Source organism: Variovorax paradoxus NBRC 15149 (genome assembly GCF_001591365.1).
Lineage (GTDB): Bacteria > Pseudomonadota > Gammaproteobacteria > Burkholderiales > Burkholderiaceae_C > Variovorax > Variovorax paradoxus.
The window spans coordinates 400,634-415,999 of record NZ_BCUT01000001.1; the positions used below are offsets into that span (position 1 = coordinate 400,634).

Below are 15,366 nucleotides of genomic sequence, written 5' to 3' on the forward strand. Positions count from 1 at the left end.
GCAGCGGATGCGGACCGAACGCGTCCTCTCGATCGACGACCTGGCCGAGGCCGCTCGGCGCCGCCTGCCGCCGAGCATCCATGGCTATGTCAGCGGCGGCTCCGAGGACCACGTCTCGCTCGAGGCCAACCGCGCCGCCTTCCGGCGCTGGCGCTTTCTCACGCGGCCGCTGGTCGACGTCTCGAAACGCTCGCAGGCCATCGATCTGTTCGGCGCGGCGTACGCTTCGCCCGTCGGCATCGCGCCAATGGGCGTCTCGGGCCTGTGCTGCTTCGATGGCGACGTGGCGCTGGCGCGCGCCGCGGCGAAGGCCGGCGTGCCGTCGGTGCTCAGCGCTGCGTCGACCGTGCCGCTGGAGCTCGTGATGCGCGAGGCACCGGGCACCTGGTATCAGGCTTATCTGCCCGCGCAGCACGCGGTGATCGATCCGCTGCTCGAGCGATTGAAGGCCGCAGGCGTGGGCGTGCTGGTGATCACCGTCGATGTGCAGATCGCGTCGGTGCGCGAGAACGAGCTGCGCAACGGCTTCAGCATTCCGTTGCGCTTCACGCCAAGGCTGATGGCCGGCGGCCTGATGCGTCCGCGATGGATGGTCGAGACCTTCGCGCGCACGCTGTGGAAGCAAGGCATTCCGCGCTTCGAGAACTTCACCGCGACGCGGGGCGGCCGGATCATCACCGCCGCCAAGGGCGACCATCGCGCGGGCCGCGCCGCCATGACCTGGGACGAGCTCGCGCGCATCCGCGAGCGGTGGCCGGGCCGGCTGCTGGTCAAGGGCCTGCTGCGGCCCGAGGACGCGCGCGCCGCGCAGCGCATCGGAGCCGACGGCATCTTCGTGTCGAATCACGGAGGCCGCCAGCTCGACGGCGCGGTCGCACCGCTCGACGTGCTTCCGGCCATGGTTGCCGCAGCGCCGCAGCTGACGGTGCTGCTCGACGGCGGTGTGCGCCGCGGCACCGACGTGCTCAAGGCGCTGGCGCTGGGCGCCCGCGCCGTCTTCGTCGGCCGGCCCGCGATGTACGGCCTCGCGGCCGGCGGCGAGGCCGGCGCTACGCATGCGCTGGCGCTGCTGCGGCGCGAGATCGACACCGACCTGGCCCTGCTCGGCTGTGCCGACGTGCGGCAGCTCGGCCCCGACTGGCTGGTGCGCGACGACCGGCTTCCGCTGCAGGATGGCGAGCGCACGGCTTTCATCCACCCTGCCCCATCCCTGAAGGCATCATGACAACACCCTTACTTGCTGAACGCACCGGCGGCCAGGTCCTGGTCGATGCGCTGCGCATCCACGGCATCGATACCGCCTACTGCGTGCCGGGCGAAAGCTTCCTGGCCGTGATCGATGCGCTGTACCACGCACGCGACGCCATTCGCCTCATCGTCTGCCGACAGGAAGGTGGCGCGGCCCACATGGCCGAAGCACATGGCAAGCTCACCGGCGAGCCGGGCATCTGCTTCGTCACGCGCGGGCCAGGCTCGACCAATGCGAGCATTGCCGTTCACACGGCGCGGCAGGATTCGACGCCGCTGATCCTCTTCATCGGCCAGGTCGGCCGCGATGCAATGGGCCGAGAAGCCTGGCAGGAGATCGACTACCGCCACATGTTCGGCCACATCGCCAAATGGGTCGAACAGGTCGACGATGCACGGCGCCTGCCCGAATTCATCAGCCGCGCGTTCCACGTCGCAACGTCGGGCCGGCCCGGGCCGGTGGTCCTGGCGCTGCCCGAGGACATGCTGACCGATCTCGTGTCCGTGCCCGACGCGCCGCGCTACCGCCGCAGCGCTTCGGCCCCGACCAGGGAGGCCATGGACGATCTGGCCGCTGAGCTGCAGCGCGCCGAACGGCCGCTGCTGGTGCTGGGCGGCGGCGGGTGGACGCGCGAGGCCAGTGCCGACATCACTGCCTTCGCAGCGAACTTCGACCTGCCGGTCGCCTGCGCCTTCCGCCGTCAGGACCTGATCGACAACCATGACGACCATTACATCGGCGAGGCCGGCCTGGGCATGGACCCACGCATCGCTCAGCGCATGCGCGACGCCGATCTGGTCATCGCGGTCGGTGCACGCCTGGGCGAAACCACGACACAGGGTTACTCGTTGCTCGACGTGCCGCTTCCGGCGCAGCGGCTGGTGCATGTGCATCCCGACCCGGAGGAACTCGGGCATGTCTACCATGCCGAGGTGCCGGTGAATGCCTCGATGCCGGCGTTCGCGCGTGCCGCGCGGGCGCTGAAGCCGATGGCTTCAGCGCGTTGGAATGCCTGGACCCGCGCCGCACGCGCCGACCAGCTCGACCACATCCAGCCGCCCGCAACGATGCCCGGCGACGTCGATCTGGGCCAGGTCATGGTCCACTTGCGCGAGACGCTGCCGCCCGACACCATCGTCAGCAACGGTGCGGGCAACTACACGCTGTGGGTGCAGCGCTTCTGGCGCTACCGCGGGATGCGCACGCAGCTCGCACCCACCAGCGGCACCATGGGCTATGGCCTGCCCGCGGCCATCGCGGCAAAGCTGGTGCACCCGGAGCGCACGGCCCTGTGCTTCGCAGGCGACGGCTGCTTCCTGATGAACGGGCAGGAACTCGCGACGGCCGTGCAGTATCGATTGAACGTGATCGTCATCGTCGTCAATAACGGCATGTACGGGAGCATCCGCATGCATCAGGAGAGGCACTACCCTGGCAATGTATGGGGCACGGCGCTGGGCAATCCCGACTTCGCCATGCTGGCGCGCTCCTATGGTGCGCATGGCGAGACTGTCAGGCACACGAGCGAGTTTCCCGCGGCGCTCGAACGCGCCCGCGTAGCCGGCACGCCGGCGCTGATCGAACTGCACGTAAGCCCGGAGGCACTGTCCCCGAAACTGACCGTGTCCATGTTGCGAAAGTAGCTTCCTCTTCTGCCGGCTCCAGCCTTCGCCCATGACTGAAATCACACCCGACGCCTTTTCCCGCGAATGGGATTACGCCCTGCGTATCTATGCACAGCCGGGCGTCGCCGAGGCTTGCCTCCTGCTGCAGGACCGTGCGGGCGTCGACGTGACAGTGCTGTTGCATGCGATGTATCTCTTCACGGCCAACCGCATTGCCCTTGACGAGCAGGCGCTTGCAAGCGCTGAGGCGCGTGTGGGAGCGTGGCGGCGTGAAGTCACTGCCCCACTGCGTGCGCTGCGCGCTACCCTCAAGCCCGGGTTCGCCTGCATCCCGGCAACGGCCGTGGAGCAAACCCGACAAAAGATCAAGGCAGCGGAGTTCGATGCGGAGCACGCTGCCCTCGCTGCGTTGTCTATGGATGCCGGAATGGATCAGGGCAGTCCGGCATCCTCAGCCGGTGCCGCGGACTTACTGAATCGAGTGCTGAAACTGTATGCGAGCAACGCACCCCGTCCGCAGCGGCAAGATGCCGCGGTGCGAGAAGCTGTTCTTTGCATGCAGAACCTGCTTAACAAGGAAGACCGGGCAAGATCCTGAATTCAAGCTCACGAAGTGAAGCTATGGATCGTGGCTGCGCGACCCTGTCTTAGGGTTTATGCGGGTCCGCGTGGGGCGTAGGATTGTTGACAATAGGACGACTGAGAAATGTCGTTCCTGTTATCTATCTCCACTGGAGTCCTCCAATGCCAACCGCACTCAAACCCCTCATGGCCAAGGTCTCGTCCTGGCTCGCCATAGCGTTCTGCATGGTGATGGTGGCCCAGGCCGCCTCTGCCCAGGAATCCCTCAAGGACATCAAGCAGCGCGGCGTGCTCCGAGTCGGCGCCGCCCAGGCGGAACCATGGTTCTACAAGGATCCGAGCACTTCCCAATGGAGCGGCGTCGGTGTTTCTTTGGGACGGGCCATGGCGGACTCGATGGGCGTGAAGCTGGACCTTGTGGAGGTCAACTGGGGCACTGCAATCGCGGCACTTCAAGCGAACAAGATCGACATGATGCCCATGCTCGACGCGACTGCCGAGCGGCGGCAGGCAGCCGACTTTCCCTCAGTGCCCGTACTCTATTTCGCGCAGGCCGTGCTCGTACGCGACGGCTTGGATGTTGCCACCTGGGAAGACCTGAACAACCCCAAGGTGACGATTGCCGTCACCCGCGGGACCACCCCCGAGGCCGCCGTGAAACGCATGGCGCCGAAGGCGACGGTTTTGACCTTCCCTTCGAATGCCGAGACCGTGGCTGCTTTCCAGTCCGGCCGCGTGGACGCCTGCTCGATGTTCCATCCGCCGCTGATCATGCTGCAGCAAAAAATCGGCCAGGGACGCATCGTCGTACCTAAGCCGGTGGAGTACGGCACCACAAGCATTGCCTTGCGTAAGGGCGCCGACAAGCAGCTCCTCGATCTCATGGACGCGGAGATCAAGAAGAACTACGAGTCGAACCAAACGCAGCTCTGGTACGAGCAGTTCCTCAAGACGCGTGGTATCGACCCGTCCAAGGTGCCGTCGGTGCGCAAGGAAGGGTAAGCATGAGCCCGCGCCGGATGCATTCCTGGAGCCTTGAGAGATGACTTACAACTGGGACTTCACGTTAGTTCTCGGCAGCTCCGGCGTGCTGATGGCGGGCCTGCTCGGAACACTGAAGGTCACCGGCGTGGCGCTCGCCTTCGGCATACCGCTGGGGTTGGTCCTTGCATTGGGGCGACTGTCGCGCTACCGCTGGGTGTCGTTTCCGATCGGGGTCGTCATCGAGTTCTTGCGTAGCACCCCACCACTGGCGCAGCTGTTCTGGGTCTTCTTTGCACTGCCCATCCTCACAGGCCTGAAGATCGATCCTTTTGAAGCTTCCGTCATCACCTTCGCGTTGCAATCCTCGGCTTTCTTTGCAGAGTGCTTCCGTGCGGGCATCGTCTCGATCGAGCGAGGCCAATGGGAAGCGGCGCGAGCGGTTGGCATGCGGCACGACCAGACGTTGCGCCGCATCGTGCTGCCCCAGGCAGTGCGCCGCATGCTGCCGGTGTTTCTTGAGCGCGTCGTCGAACTGGTGAAAACAACCACGCTCGTTTCAACGGTTTCCTACTCGGACCTGCTCTTCAAGGCCAGCGAACTGGCGGAGCGGACCTTCCGCCCCCTGGAGGTCTACACCGTGGCGGCCTTGATGTATTTTGTCCTCATCTTCGCGGCGAGCCTGACCGTCGCTTGGATAGAACGCCGCATGGATGCGGGTCACGTCTCCGCCCACTGAAATGAATTCCATGAAGCCACATCACTGGGACTTTGCCGCCGTCCTCGATAACTGGCAGATCCTTGCATCCGGCCTGATCGGCACTTTTGAACTTGCACTGGCCAGCTTGCTGTGCGGCACGGCCATCGGCCTGGTCGTGGGGGCCGCACGCTACTCGGCTCGGCCGCTGCTGCACTGGCCCGCGACGGCTTACGTCGAGTTTTTCCGCAACACACCTGTGCTGGTCCAGATCATCTGGTTCTTCTTCGCCCTGCCGATCCTGATCCAGGTCGATCTCAGTCCTTATGTTGCTGCGACGCTGGCGCTATCGCTCAACACCGGTGCGTTCATGGCCGAGATATTTCGTGGCGGCATCCGCTCCATCCACCGTGGCCAATGGGAAGCGGCGCGCGCTGTCGGTATGACCTACATGCAATGCATGCGTCGCGTGATTCTGCCGCAGGCCATCAAGCGCATGCTGCCGGCCTTCACCAACCGCGCGATCGAGCTCTTCAAGATGACCACGCTCGCATCCGCCATCGCGTTCCACGAGGTGCTCTACGGCGCCAAGACCATCGCGGCGACCCACTTCAATTCGATAGAAGCCTACACCACAGTAGCTTTCATCTTCTTCGGACTCGTCTACCCGATGGTGCAGTTTCTCTATGCGATCGAGCGCAACCTTAAAAGAGGCGACTAAGTGAAAATTCCTAACGAGATTCTCCGCGTCGAGGGCCTGAGGAAGAGCTTCGGAAGCAATGAAGTCCTCAAGGGCGTGGACCTTCGCATCGAAAAGGGAGAGACGGTTGTGCTGCTCGGCGCCAGTGGCTCCGGAAAGAGCACGCTGCTTCGTTGCTTGAACTTCCTTGAGATCCCGACAGGTGGCCGGATCACCTTCTCAGGGACCATTCTGGGAGCATCCGACAGCAAGGGCGCCGTCCACTACTCGGAGCGCGAAATGGTGGCCACCCGCAAGCGCATCGGCATGGTGTTTCAGCAGTTCAACTTGTTCCCGCACATGACCGCCATGCAAAACGTGGTCGAAGCGCAGGTCACCGTATTGGGCCGTACGCGCGCGGATGCCGAAAAACGCGCGCGCACCCTGCTCGACAAGGTCGGGCTTGCCGCCAAGGGCGACAGCTATCCGGCGCGGCTGTCCGGCGGACAGCAACAACGCGTGGCCATTGCGCGCGCGCTCGCCATGGACCCGGAACTCATGCTATTCGACGAAGCGACATCGGCGCTGGACCCCGAGCTGGTCGGGGAGGTACTCCAGACCATGCGAGCGCTCGCTGAGGAAGGCATGACGATGGTCGTCGTCACTCACGAGCTGGGTTTCGCATACCACGTCGCGAGCCGCGTGATCTTTCTCGACCAAGGCCGCATCCTGGAGCAGGGATCACCGCACGCCGTCCTGCTGCAACCCAAAGCCGCCAGGCTGCGCGATTTCATGGCAGGGCACGTCCAGTTCCGCCTCCCCGAAATCCACGAAAACCAACAGCCACAGGGAGTTGCAGCATGAACGATACACAAGACAACGATCTCGCCTGGGAAAAGTCTCCTTCCGTGTCCATGGCGAGCCTGCCGGCTTTGACTCGGCGCTCGCAGATTGCCTCCTTCCTGCGGGAAGCCATCTTCTCGGGCCAGCTGCAGCCAGGCTCTCCACTCGTGGAGACCAAACTCGCCCAACAGTTCGGGGTGAGCCGAGGCCCTCTGCGCGAAGCGATCCGCGAGCTCAGCGAAGAGGGCTTGCTTCTCAACAAACCCTATGTAGGCACCTATGTCGTCGAAGTCAGCGCGAAGACCCTGACTGAGGCCTATGAACTGCGAGGCGTTCTGGAACGCAACGCTTTCGAAACCATCTGGCCGCGTCGCGACGCAGCATTCCGGCGCGAACTGCTTTCGCGCCACGCAAATTTGTTGAATGCCGTCGACGGTGGCGACCTTGGCAGCGAGATCAGTGCGGAGATGAGCTTCCACCGCTTTCCGTACGAGTTTTCCAGCAACGCCCTGCTCCTGGACATGTGGGAGTTGCTGTCCCAAAAAATCCGGCTGGGTTTCACGCTCTACCAGAAGTCGATCGGGGAGCCCTTGGCCGGCCGTGATGCACACGACGCCTACGTGCGCTGCGCGCTGGGCGACGACCTCGACGCGATGCGCGCCGAGATCGACATCCATATCGCCGCAGGACTGAAGTCCGTCCTGAGCTACCTGAACAATCGCCGCTGAGTCGCGCGCGAATCATCAAACTCACCTGGGAACTAGCTGAAATGGAACGCCCTAACATCCTCTTCGTGATGTGCGACCAGATGTCTGCGCTCGCGCTATCGCTCTACGGCCACAAGGTGACCAAGACGCCGCACCTGGCCGCGCTCGCCGAGCAAGGCGTGCTGTTTGAGAATGCCTACACCACTTTCCCGCTGTGCACGCCCGCGCGCGTGTCGCTTGCAACAGGCGAACTTCCGAGCACCATTGGCGGGTACGACAACGGAGCCGAGCTGCCTGCGTCGGTGCCGACCTTTGCGCACTACGCTCGGCTGCTGGGCTACCAGACTTCCGTCAGCGGCAAGCTGCATTACATCGGGCCCGACCAATTGCATGGATTCGAGGAGCGCCTGACCACCGACATCTACCCCGCCAGTTTCGAATGGACAGCAAATTGGGACAAGGATGCCCCCCGCTACGACTTTGACGCTCACGGCGGGGTCAGCACGACCGAGACCGTGGCCGATGCCGGTCCATGCGCGCGCAGCTTGCAGCTCGACTACGACGAGGAAGTGCTCGAGCGCGCGGTGCGCAAGATCTTCGACCTCAAGCGCAGTTCGGACAAGCGCCCTTTTCTTCTCAAGGTTTCATTCACCCATCCGCACGACCCTTACGTGATCACGAAGGAGTTCTGGGATCAGTATTCGGACGAAGAGATCGACCTGCCGAGCACGCCCGAACTCCCGCTGGATCGGTGGGATCAACATAGCCAGTACCTTTTCGCGCATTTCCGAATGGCGGAAACCCAAATTTCACCACAGCAGGTGAAGAACGCCCGCAGAGGCTACTACGGTGCCATCAGCTATGTCGATCGCAACCTCGGCATCCTGATGCAGGCGCTGCAAGATGCAGGCTATGACAAGAACACCGTCGTGATTTTCACGGCCGATCATGGAGACATGATGGGCGAACACGGCCTCTGGTTCAAGAAAACCTTCTATGACTGGGCCATGCGCGTCCCCCTGCTCATCCACGCGCCCAGCCGGTTTGCGCCCGCGCGAGTGAAGAGCAATGTCTCGCTGGTGGACCTTCTGCCGACCATTGTCGACCTGGCCGGGGGTTCCCCCGGCTTGCTGACCGAAGGCCTCCCGGGGCGCAGCCTGGTGCCTGCCCTGGAGGGCGGCGCGATCGAAGGACCCGATGTGATCTATGCGGAGCACACCGATGGCGGCACGCCGAAGCCGCGCGTCATGGTGCGCATGGGAAAGTGGAAGTACATCATCAGTCGCGCATTTCCCACGCAGCTTTTCAATCTCGAAGACGATCCGCTGGAATTGCGGAACCTCGCGGACATTCCCGAAGTGTCGACGCTCCAGGCGCAGCTGCAAGAAATCTGCGACAGCCGCTGGAATCTTGACCAGCTGGAGAAGGATGTCCGGGCCAGCCAACAGCGTCATCGCCTCGTGCACGCGGCGTTGAACAAGGGACGCTTTCAGACCTGGGAATACCAACCCGGTGCGGACGCACACGCGCGGTATGTGCGCCGGGGCGACTCATTTCCCACTGTCGAACAAGCCGGCTACGTGCGGTATCCGGAAAGCGCCGACTAGACGCGCTCCACCCTGCCCCGCTGATCTTCCAGGTCGTTTGCCCCGGCCGGTGGCGCAGCTTTGCCCAAAAGAACTACCCATTCCTTCTACTTTTACCTCAGGAGCCCTCCATGAAACTCACTGGCGTCATGCCCGCACTGGTCACACCTTTCGACGACAAGGGAAAAATTGATTTCAACAGGTTCGAAAAGCTCTTGCACAAGCTGCGCGATGACGGCGTCAAGGGTTGGGTGCCCTGCGGATCGACGGGCGAATACAACGCGCTCACGATGGACGAACGGGCATCGGTGCTCAAGTTCGTCGCCAACTTCGCGAACAAGGACGAATTGCTCATTGCAGGAACGAATGCCGGGTCGACGTGGGAGGTCATCGAACACACCAGGCGCGCTCGCGAACTCGGCTACACGGCGGTGCTGCTGTCCGCGCCCTTCTACGCCACCCCGGCTCCCGATGAGCTGATTGCGCATTACCGCTCGGTGCTCGATGCTGTCGACGTGGAGCTCGTTCTCTACAACTACCCGCCCAAGGTCGGCGTGGAAGTCGGCCTCGAGGTGCTGGAAGCCTTCAAGGACGACAAGCGCGTGATCGGCATCAAGGAGTCCAGCGGCAATCTGCTGCGGGCCATCGACATTCGCAGCCGCTTCGGTGATCGCTACCAGCTCACCAATGGCTCAGACGATCAGACGCTGGACTTCTTCCTCTGGGGGGCGACTTCCTGGATTTGCGGCCCTGCCAACTGCATGGCAAGGGCCTGCGTCGATCTGGTCAACACGATTGAATCCGGCAACTGGCTCGCTGCGCGCGACAAGATGCAGGTCATCTACGGCGCCATGGCCAGCCTCGAGAGCGGCAAATTCGTGCAAAAGGTCAAGTACGGATGCGAACTCGCCGGCACGCCGGTTGGCGTTGGCCGCGAGCCGCTGCTGCCGCTGACAACCGGAGAGAAGGCGGCATTCCGCAAGGCCATGGAACCCGTGCTGGGCTGATCGGCAATGACTTCAGGCACCGAGCATCGGCGCATCGCGGTTGTCGGTGCCGGCATCGTGGGCGTCGCGGTTGCGCTGACCCTTCAGCGTCGCGGTCGGCCTGTGACACTGATCGACCGCGACGAGCCCGGACGCGGCGCGTCCTACGGCAACATGGCAAGCATCGCTGTCACCGAATTCATGCCGGCGTCCCGCCCGTCGATGTGGGCGCAGTTGCCAGGCTGGCTCCTCGACCCACAGGGGCCGGTCCGCCTGCGCCCGACCTATCTTCCAAAGCTCGCACCTTGGTTCATGAGGTTCGTCGCTGCCAGCCGGCCTTCACGCGTGCGCGAGCTCGAGGCAGCCGGCGCGGCTTTGTGCCAACGGGTCTATGAAGATCTCGAGCCGTTGCTGGACGAAGCCGGTGCCGCCGGCCTGCTGGGCGAAGAGGGTTGTCTCAGCCTGTATGCCGATGATGCGCAGTTCGCGGCGGACCGCGAACACCTTCAGGTCATCGAACGCTTCGGCTTGCCGCACAGACTGCTTCAGGGCGAAGCGATCCAAGCGCTCGAGCCTGCCATTGGCAGCAACATCCGACGCGCCGTCTTGCTACCGCACAATCGCTCGATCAGCGATCCCCTGCTGCTGACACAGACGCTGATCAAACGATTCCAGTCACTTGGGGGGCGTGTCGAACGCGGAGAAGTGATCGCATTCGGACAATGCGAGGGCGCCGTCAGTTCAGTGCGCATCGCAGATGGACGCCATATCGAATCCGGAACCGTCATTCTCTGTTGCGGCGCATACACCGCCCGGCTGTCAAAGCTCGTAGGCGACTTCATTCCGATGGAGACAGAGCGCGGCTACCACACACAAATCATGTCGCCCGGCATTTCGATGCGCCACTCGATCATCTGGCCCGCCAAGGCGTTCATGGTCACGCCGACCGCTGGGGGCATTCGTGTCGGGGGAACCGTCGAGATGGCGGGGCTGGAAGCGCCACCGGATTACCGGCGTGCCCGCGTTCTGGTGGAACGTGCTAAGCAGGCATTGCCCGGGCTGCAAGTGCGCGATACCTCCGAGTGGATGGGACATCGCCCGGCGCTCCCCGACACGGTCCCGGTGATAGGCCCGTCCGCCCGGGTCCGAGGGGTGTACTACGCGGCAGGTCACGGCCACCTTGGACTGACCCTTTCCGCCACGACCGCCCGATTGATCGCAGACCTGGTGTGCGGCATGACGCCACCGGTGGATATGTCGCCGTATCGAGTCAGTCGCTTTGGAAGAACATCCCGATGAGAACACAATTATTTATCGACGGCCGATGGACAACGCCCCTGGAGGGCGGCAGCTTCGACGTCCTGGACCCAGCCACTGGCAAGGTGATTCACAGAGCGCCAGCCGCAACAGCCGTGGACGTCGACGCCGCCGTCCGGGCCGCGCGCCGCGCGTTCGACGAGGGCCCGTGGCCGCGCATGAAAGGCGCGCAGCGCGCCCGATATCTGCGTGCCATGGCGGCGTCAGTTCGCCGCCGGCTGGAAGAACTCGCGACGCTGGAGGTGCTTGACAACGGCAAGCCCTTGCCGGAAGCGCGCTGGGACATCGGCGATGTCGCGGGCTGCTTCGAGTACTACGCAACGCTGGCCGAAGAGCTCGACAATCATGACATCGAGCCCATCGCCCTGCCGGATCCCAGGTTTGTATCAAAGGCGGTGCGTGAGCCTCTCGGTGTTGCCGGCGCGATCATTCCATGGAACTTCCCGCTCTTGATGGCCGCATGGAAAGTCGCTCCCGCACTCGCCGCTGGCTGCACAATGGTGCTGAAGCCTTCCGAGCTGACCCCGCTGACGGCCCTTGAGCTCGGCGCAATCGCACAGGAAGCCGACCTGCCGGCAGGCGTGCTGAATATCGTCACCGGCCTCGGTCCCGATGCCGGTCAGCCGCTGAGCGAGCACCCCGGCGTGGACAAGCTGGCATTCACCGGGTCGGTGCCTACGGGCGCGAAGATCATGGCCAGTGCTGCACGCGACATCAAGAACATCAGCCTCGAACTGGGCGGCAAGTCGCCGTTCCTGATCTTCGAGGATTCGGACATCGAGAAAGCCGTCGAGTGGATTCTTTTCGGCATCTTCTGGAACCAGGGCCAAGTGTGCTCGGCCACCTCGCGCGTGCTGGTTCAAGACGCCCTGCACGACCGCCTTGTGGCGAGGTTGGTCGAAGAAGCGCGCAAGATCAAGATTGCTCCTGGCATGACGGAAGGCGCCTTGCTGGGGCCACTGATCTCTCATGGCCAATTCCTCAAGGTGCGCGCCGCGATCGATACGGCCTGCACCGAAGGCGCAAAACTTCTGTGCGGAGGCGTCCGGCCACTAGGTCTGGAGCAGGGCTATTTCATGGAACCCGCAGTGCTCGTCGACGTGCCGCTCGACAGCCAGGCCTGGCGCGAGGAAATCTTCGGCCCTGTGGTCTGCGTCCGGCGCTTCGACACCGAGGCGCAAGCCGTGGCACTGGCCAACGACAGCCGCTTCGGCCTGGCCGCCGCCGTCATGTCGAGCGACGATGAGCGGACCGAGCGTGTCGCATCCCGGTTGCGCGCGGGCATTGTCTGGATCAATTGCTCGCAGCCGACGTTCACGGAGGCACCATGGGGTGGTTACAAGCAATCAGGGATCGGCCGCGAGTTGGGCCGCTGGGGCCTGGACAACTATCTCGAAACCAAACAGATCACCCGGCTCGTCGACGACAAGCCATGGGGCTGGTACATCAAGTGAGGGCGAGCATGCTGGAGCAACCCAAGTGTTGGACGCAGGCGCTGCAACTTGTCGAAGTGCATTGCCAAGGCGAGATCGGCAAGGTGATCGTGGCGGGGGCACCAAAGATCCCCGGGCGCACGATGGCCGAGAAGATGAACCACATCAATCAGGTCGACGATCGCCTGCGCCGTTTCGTGACCTTGGAGCCGCGCGCCAGCGTCAACATGTCTGTCAACCTGCTGGTCCCGCCCACCAGGGCCGACGCCGATGCGGGATTCATCGTGCTGCAGGCTGATCGGGCGCACGCGATGTCCGGAAGCAACTGCATCTGCGTAGTGACGGCTTTGCTGGAAACGGGGCGCATCGCCATGACGGAGCCCGAGACCGTCGTGAAACTTGACACGCCCGCGGGTCTCGTGACCGCGACGGCGCGTTGCCAGGATGGGCGCTGTTTGTCGGTGAGCCTCGACAACGTGGCCGCTTTCGTCGAAGTGCTTGATCAACCGCTGTCAACGCCCGAGTGGGGAGAGATTCGCCTCGATATCGCATTTGGCGGGGTGTACTACGCGATCGTCGATGTACAGCAAGTAGGCCTGAGAATCGAGCCCAGTCACGCGCGAGAGCTAGCGGTGGCCGGCATCAAGATCAAGCGGCTGCTGCAGCAGCAAGTGAGCGTTCAGCATCCGGAGATCGAGGGGCTCGACGAGATCGCCTATGTCATGTTCCGCCACTTCGAATCGGACGGAGTCATCCAGACCTGTACGACCTTGCAGCCAGGCCGCGTGGACCGGTCCCCTTGCGGGACGGGCAGTTCGGCCAATCTGGCGGTACTGTTCTCACGCGGGGAAGTAAGGGTTGGAGACCAGAGAACATCCCGCTCGATCATCGGCGGAGAGTTCACCGCCCAAGTGCTGGCGCAAACCAGTGTGGGCGGGCGGCCGGCGATCCTGCCCCGTATCACCGGTCAAGCGTGGATCTACGGGATGGAATTGATGCGATTCGATGACGATGACCCGATGTCGAAAGGGTTTGCGCTTTCGGATACATGGGGGCCGCAAGTGGATCTGCTTAGGAATTGACACTATGAAGCGCTAGGATAGGCATTCTTCGGCATCGGAGCGAGATCAACTGGGCCATGCGCATGCAGCGGCACGGGCCACGCCTCAGATCTCTGTCACGTCCTGGCTCGCCGGCGTAAAGCGCATCACGGGGCCGCACACATGCCTGTCAACAGCGCCCAAGTGAGCGGCGGATCTTCCTCCTCCAGAATCTGCTGGTCGGAGTTGTCAGGATTTTTGTGTTCGAGGCCGGTTGATTGATTTGCTCTCGATTTCTTATGTCTTCAGGCCCCTGCCAGGCCGCCGGAGGCGCCCCGGTTGAGTTGCCTTGGGCCGCGTGCGTGAAGCGCTCTTCGTAGAGGATCGCGAATTGATTCATCGCCCTCCTTCCAATTGTGCGCCGCGCGCCCCCAGTCGGTCGTGATGTTGCGCAACGCCAGCCAGCTCAGCTTGGAGGCCGCGTCATCACTGGGGAAGTGGCCGCGCGACTTGATGATCTTGCGCAACTGCGCGTTGATGCTCTCGATGGCGTTGGTCGTGTAGATCACCCGGCGGATGGACGGCGGAAACGCGAAGAACGGAATCACCCGATCCCACGCACGGCGCCAAGCTGCGACCACAGTCGGGAACTTGATACCCCAGGGGCCTTGAGCAAAGGCATCGAGTTCGGCCTCGGCCGCTTCGGCGCTCGCGGCCGTGTAGATTGGCTTGATCGCCGCGGCCAGCAGCTTGCGGTCCTTCCAGCTCGCGTAGTCCAGCGAGTTGCGTATCAGGTGCACGATGCAGGTCTGCAACGTGGTAGCCGGATACACCGCCGCCAGCGCCTCGGGCATGCCCTTCAAGCCATCGGTGACGGCGATGAGGATGTCACCCACGCCGCGGGTCTTCAGGTCGTTGAATACCTTCATCCAGAACTTGGCGCCCTCGGTGCCTTCGATCCACAGGCCGAGGATGTCGCGCGTGCCATCGGGCAGCACCCCCAAGGCCAGGTAGATGGCCTTGTTGCGCACCACCGCATCTTCTTTGATCTTCACGCGCAAGGCGTCGAAAAAGACCACCGGGTACATCGGCTCCAGCGGCCGGGCCTGCCAGGCTCCGACCTCGGCCATGACGGCGTCGGTGACCGAGCTGATGAACTCGGGCGACACCTCCACCGCGTAGCTCTCCATCAAGAAGCCCCTGGATCTCGCGCATGGTCATGCCGCGCGCGTACATGGCCACGATCTTGTCGTCGAAGCCGGTGAACCGGCGTTCGTGCTTTGGGATGAGCACCGGCTCGAAGGAGCCCTCGCGGTCGCGCGGCACCTCGATGCGAAGTGGCCCGTCACCGGCCAAAACCGTCTTGGCACTCCTGCCATTGCGCTGATTGCCACCGCTGGCCTCGGGCTTGCTCGCGCCGCTCGGGTAGCCCAGGTGGTGCGACATCTCGGCACCCAGGGCGCGCTCGATGAGCGCCTTCTTGAACGCGGCCGTCGCCTCATTGACTGCGTCACCGGTCATGGGGGCCGGTGACGAACTGGTCAATCAACTCCTTCGGAATCGACGGCAGCGCCGCCATCTTGGCGGCGATCGCCGCGTTCTTCATCTTCGTCTTGCTTGCTGGCATACATGCTCCTGCTC

13 protein-coding genes and 1 pseudogene are annotated in these 15,366 nt (G+C 63.5%); 13 read left to right on the top strand and 1 reads right to left on the bottom strand.

The features are described from left to right. The first annotated feature begins 7 nt into the window (after positions 1–7). The 13 genes from VPA02S_RS01870 (at position 8) to VPA02S_RS01930 (ending at position 13,767) form a co-directional block, all read left to right on the top strand. A complete protein-coding gene (locus tag VPA02S_RS01870) occupies positions 8–1,225 on the top strand; it encodes an alpha-hydroxy acid oxidase (protein WP_081247471.1) in 1,218 nt (405 codons plus the stop codon). Next, a complete protein-coding gene (locus VPA02S_RS01875) occupies positions 1,222–2,892 on the top strand; it encodes a thiamine pyrophosphate-binding protein (RefSeq protein WP_062361749.1) in 1,671 nt (556 codons plus the stop codon). Before VPA02S_RS01870 ends, VPA02S_RS01875 begins: the two co-directional genes overlap by 4 nt. Before the next feature lie 31 nt (positions 2,893–2,923). Next, a complete protein-coding gene (locus tag VPA02S_RS01880; RefSeq protein ID WP_062361750.1) occupies positions 2,924–3,472 on the top strand; it encodes a TIGR02444 family protein in 549 nt (182 codons plus the stop codon). 146 nt (positions 3,473–3,618) lie between these two features. Then, positions 3,619–4,458: a transporter substrate-binding domain-containing protein gene (locus tag VPA02S_RS01885; protein WP_218002169.1), complete on the top strand. Its 840-nt coding sequence runs from the start codon at positions 3,619–3,621 to the stop codon at positions 4,456–4,458. 40 nt (positions 4,459–4,498) lie between these two features. After that, complete coding sequence (locus VPA02S_RS01890) at positions 4,499–5,176, top strand: amino acid ABC transporter permease (RefSeq protein ID WP_062361752.1); 678 nt, start codon at positions 4,499–4,501, stop codon at positions 5,174–5,176. A 10-nt stretch (positions 5,177–5,186) separates the two neighbouring features. Beyond that, positions 5,187–5,855 (top strand): amino acid ABC transporter permease, encoded by a 669-nt coding sequence (locus VPA02S_RS01895; RefSeq protein ID WP_062364366.1) that lies wholly within the window; start codon positions 5,187–5,189, stop codon positions 5,853–5,855. Next, positions 5,856–6,677 carry an amino acid ABC transporter ATP-binding protein gene (locus VPA02S_RS01900; RefSeq protein ID WP_062361753.1) on the top strand — a complete coding sequence of 274 codons (822 nt, stop codon included), beginning with the start codon at positions 5,856–5,858 and terminating at the stop codon, positions 6,675–6,677. It begins immediately after the preceding gene. Continuing rightward, positions 6,674–7,384, top strand: a complete 711-nt coding sequence (locus VPA02S_RS01905) for a GntR family transcriptional regulator (RefSeq protein WP_081247473.1) — start codon at positions 6,674–6,676, stop codon at positions 7,382–7,384. The genes VPA02S_RS01900 and VPA02S_RS01905 overlap by 4 nt, the downstream gene beginning before the upstream one ends. Before the next feature lie 41 nt (positions 7,385–7,425). After that, complete coding sequence (gene betC / locus VPA02S_RS01910; protein WP_081247474.1) at positions 7,426–8,970, top strand: choline-sulfatase; 1,545 nt, start codon at positions 7,426–7,428, stop codon at positions 8,968–8,970. Positions 8,971–9,080: 110 nt separating this feature from the next. After that, on the top strand, positions 9,081–9,956 hold the full coding sequence (locus tag VPA02S_RS01915; RefSeq protein ID WP_062361755.1) for a dihydrodipicolinate synthase family protein: 876 nt from the start codon (positions 9,081–9,083) through the stop codon (positions 9,954–9,956). 6 nt (positions 9,957–9,962) lie between these two features. Beyond that, positions 9,963–11,234: an NAD(P)/FAD-dependent oxidoreductase gene (locus tag VPA02S_RS01920; protein ID WP_062361757.1), complete on the top strand. Its 1,272-nt coding sequence runs from the start codon at positions 9,963–9,965 to the stop codon at positions 11,232–11,234. Further along, positions 11,231–12,706, top strand: a complete 1,476-nt coding sequence (locus VPA02S_RS01925; RefSeq protein WP_062361758.1) for an aldehyde dehydrogenase family protein — start codon at positions 11,231–11,233, stop codon at positions 12,704–12,706. Before VPA02S_RS01920 ends, VPA02S_RS01925 begins: the two co-directional genes overlap by 4 nt. 8 nt (positions 12,707–12,714) lie before the next feature. Then, positions 12,715–13,767, top strand: a complete 1,053-nt coding sequence (locus tag VPA02S_RS01930) for a proline racemase family protein (RefSeq protein ID WP_062361760.1) — start codon at positions 12,715–12,717, stop codon at positions 13,765–13,767. 316 nt (positions 13,768–14,083) lie between these two features. Here VPA02S_RS01930 and VPA02S_RS01935 read toward each other — a convergent pair. Beyond that, positions 14,084–15,331 (bottom strand): annotated as a pseudogene (locus tag VPA02S_RS01935) (IS256 family transposase); the annotation flags it as partial. Between the last annotated feature and the right edge of the window lie 35 nt (positions 15,332–15,366).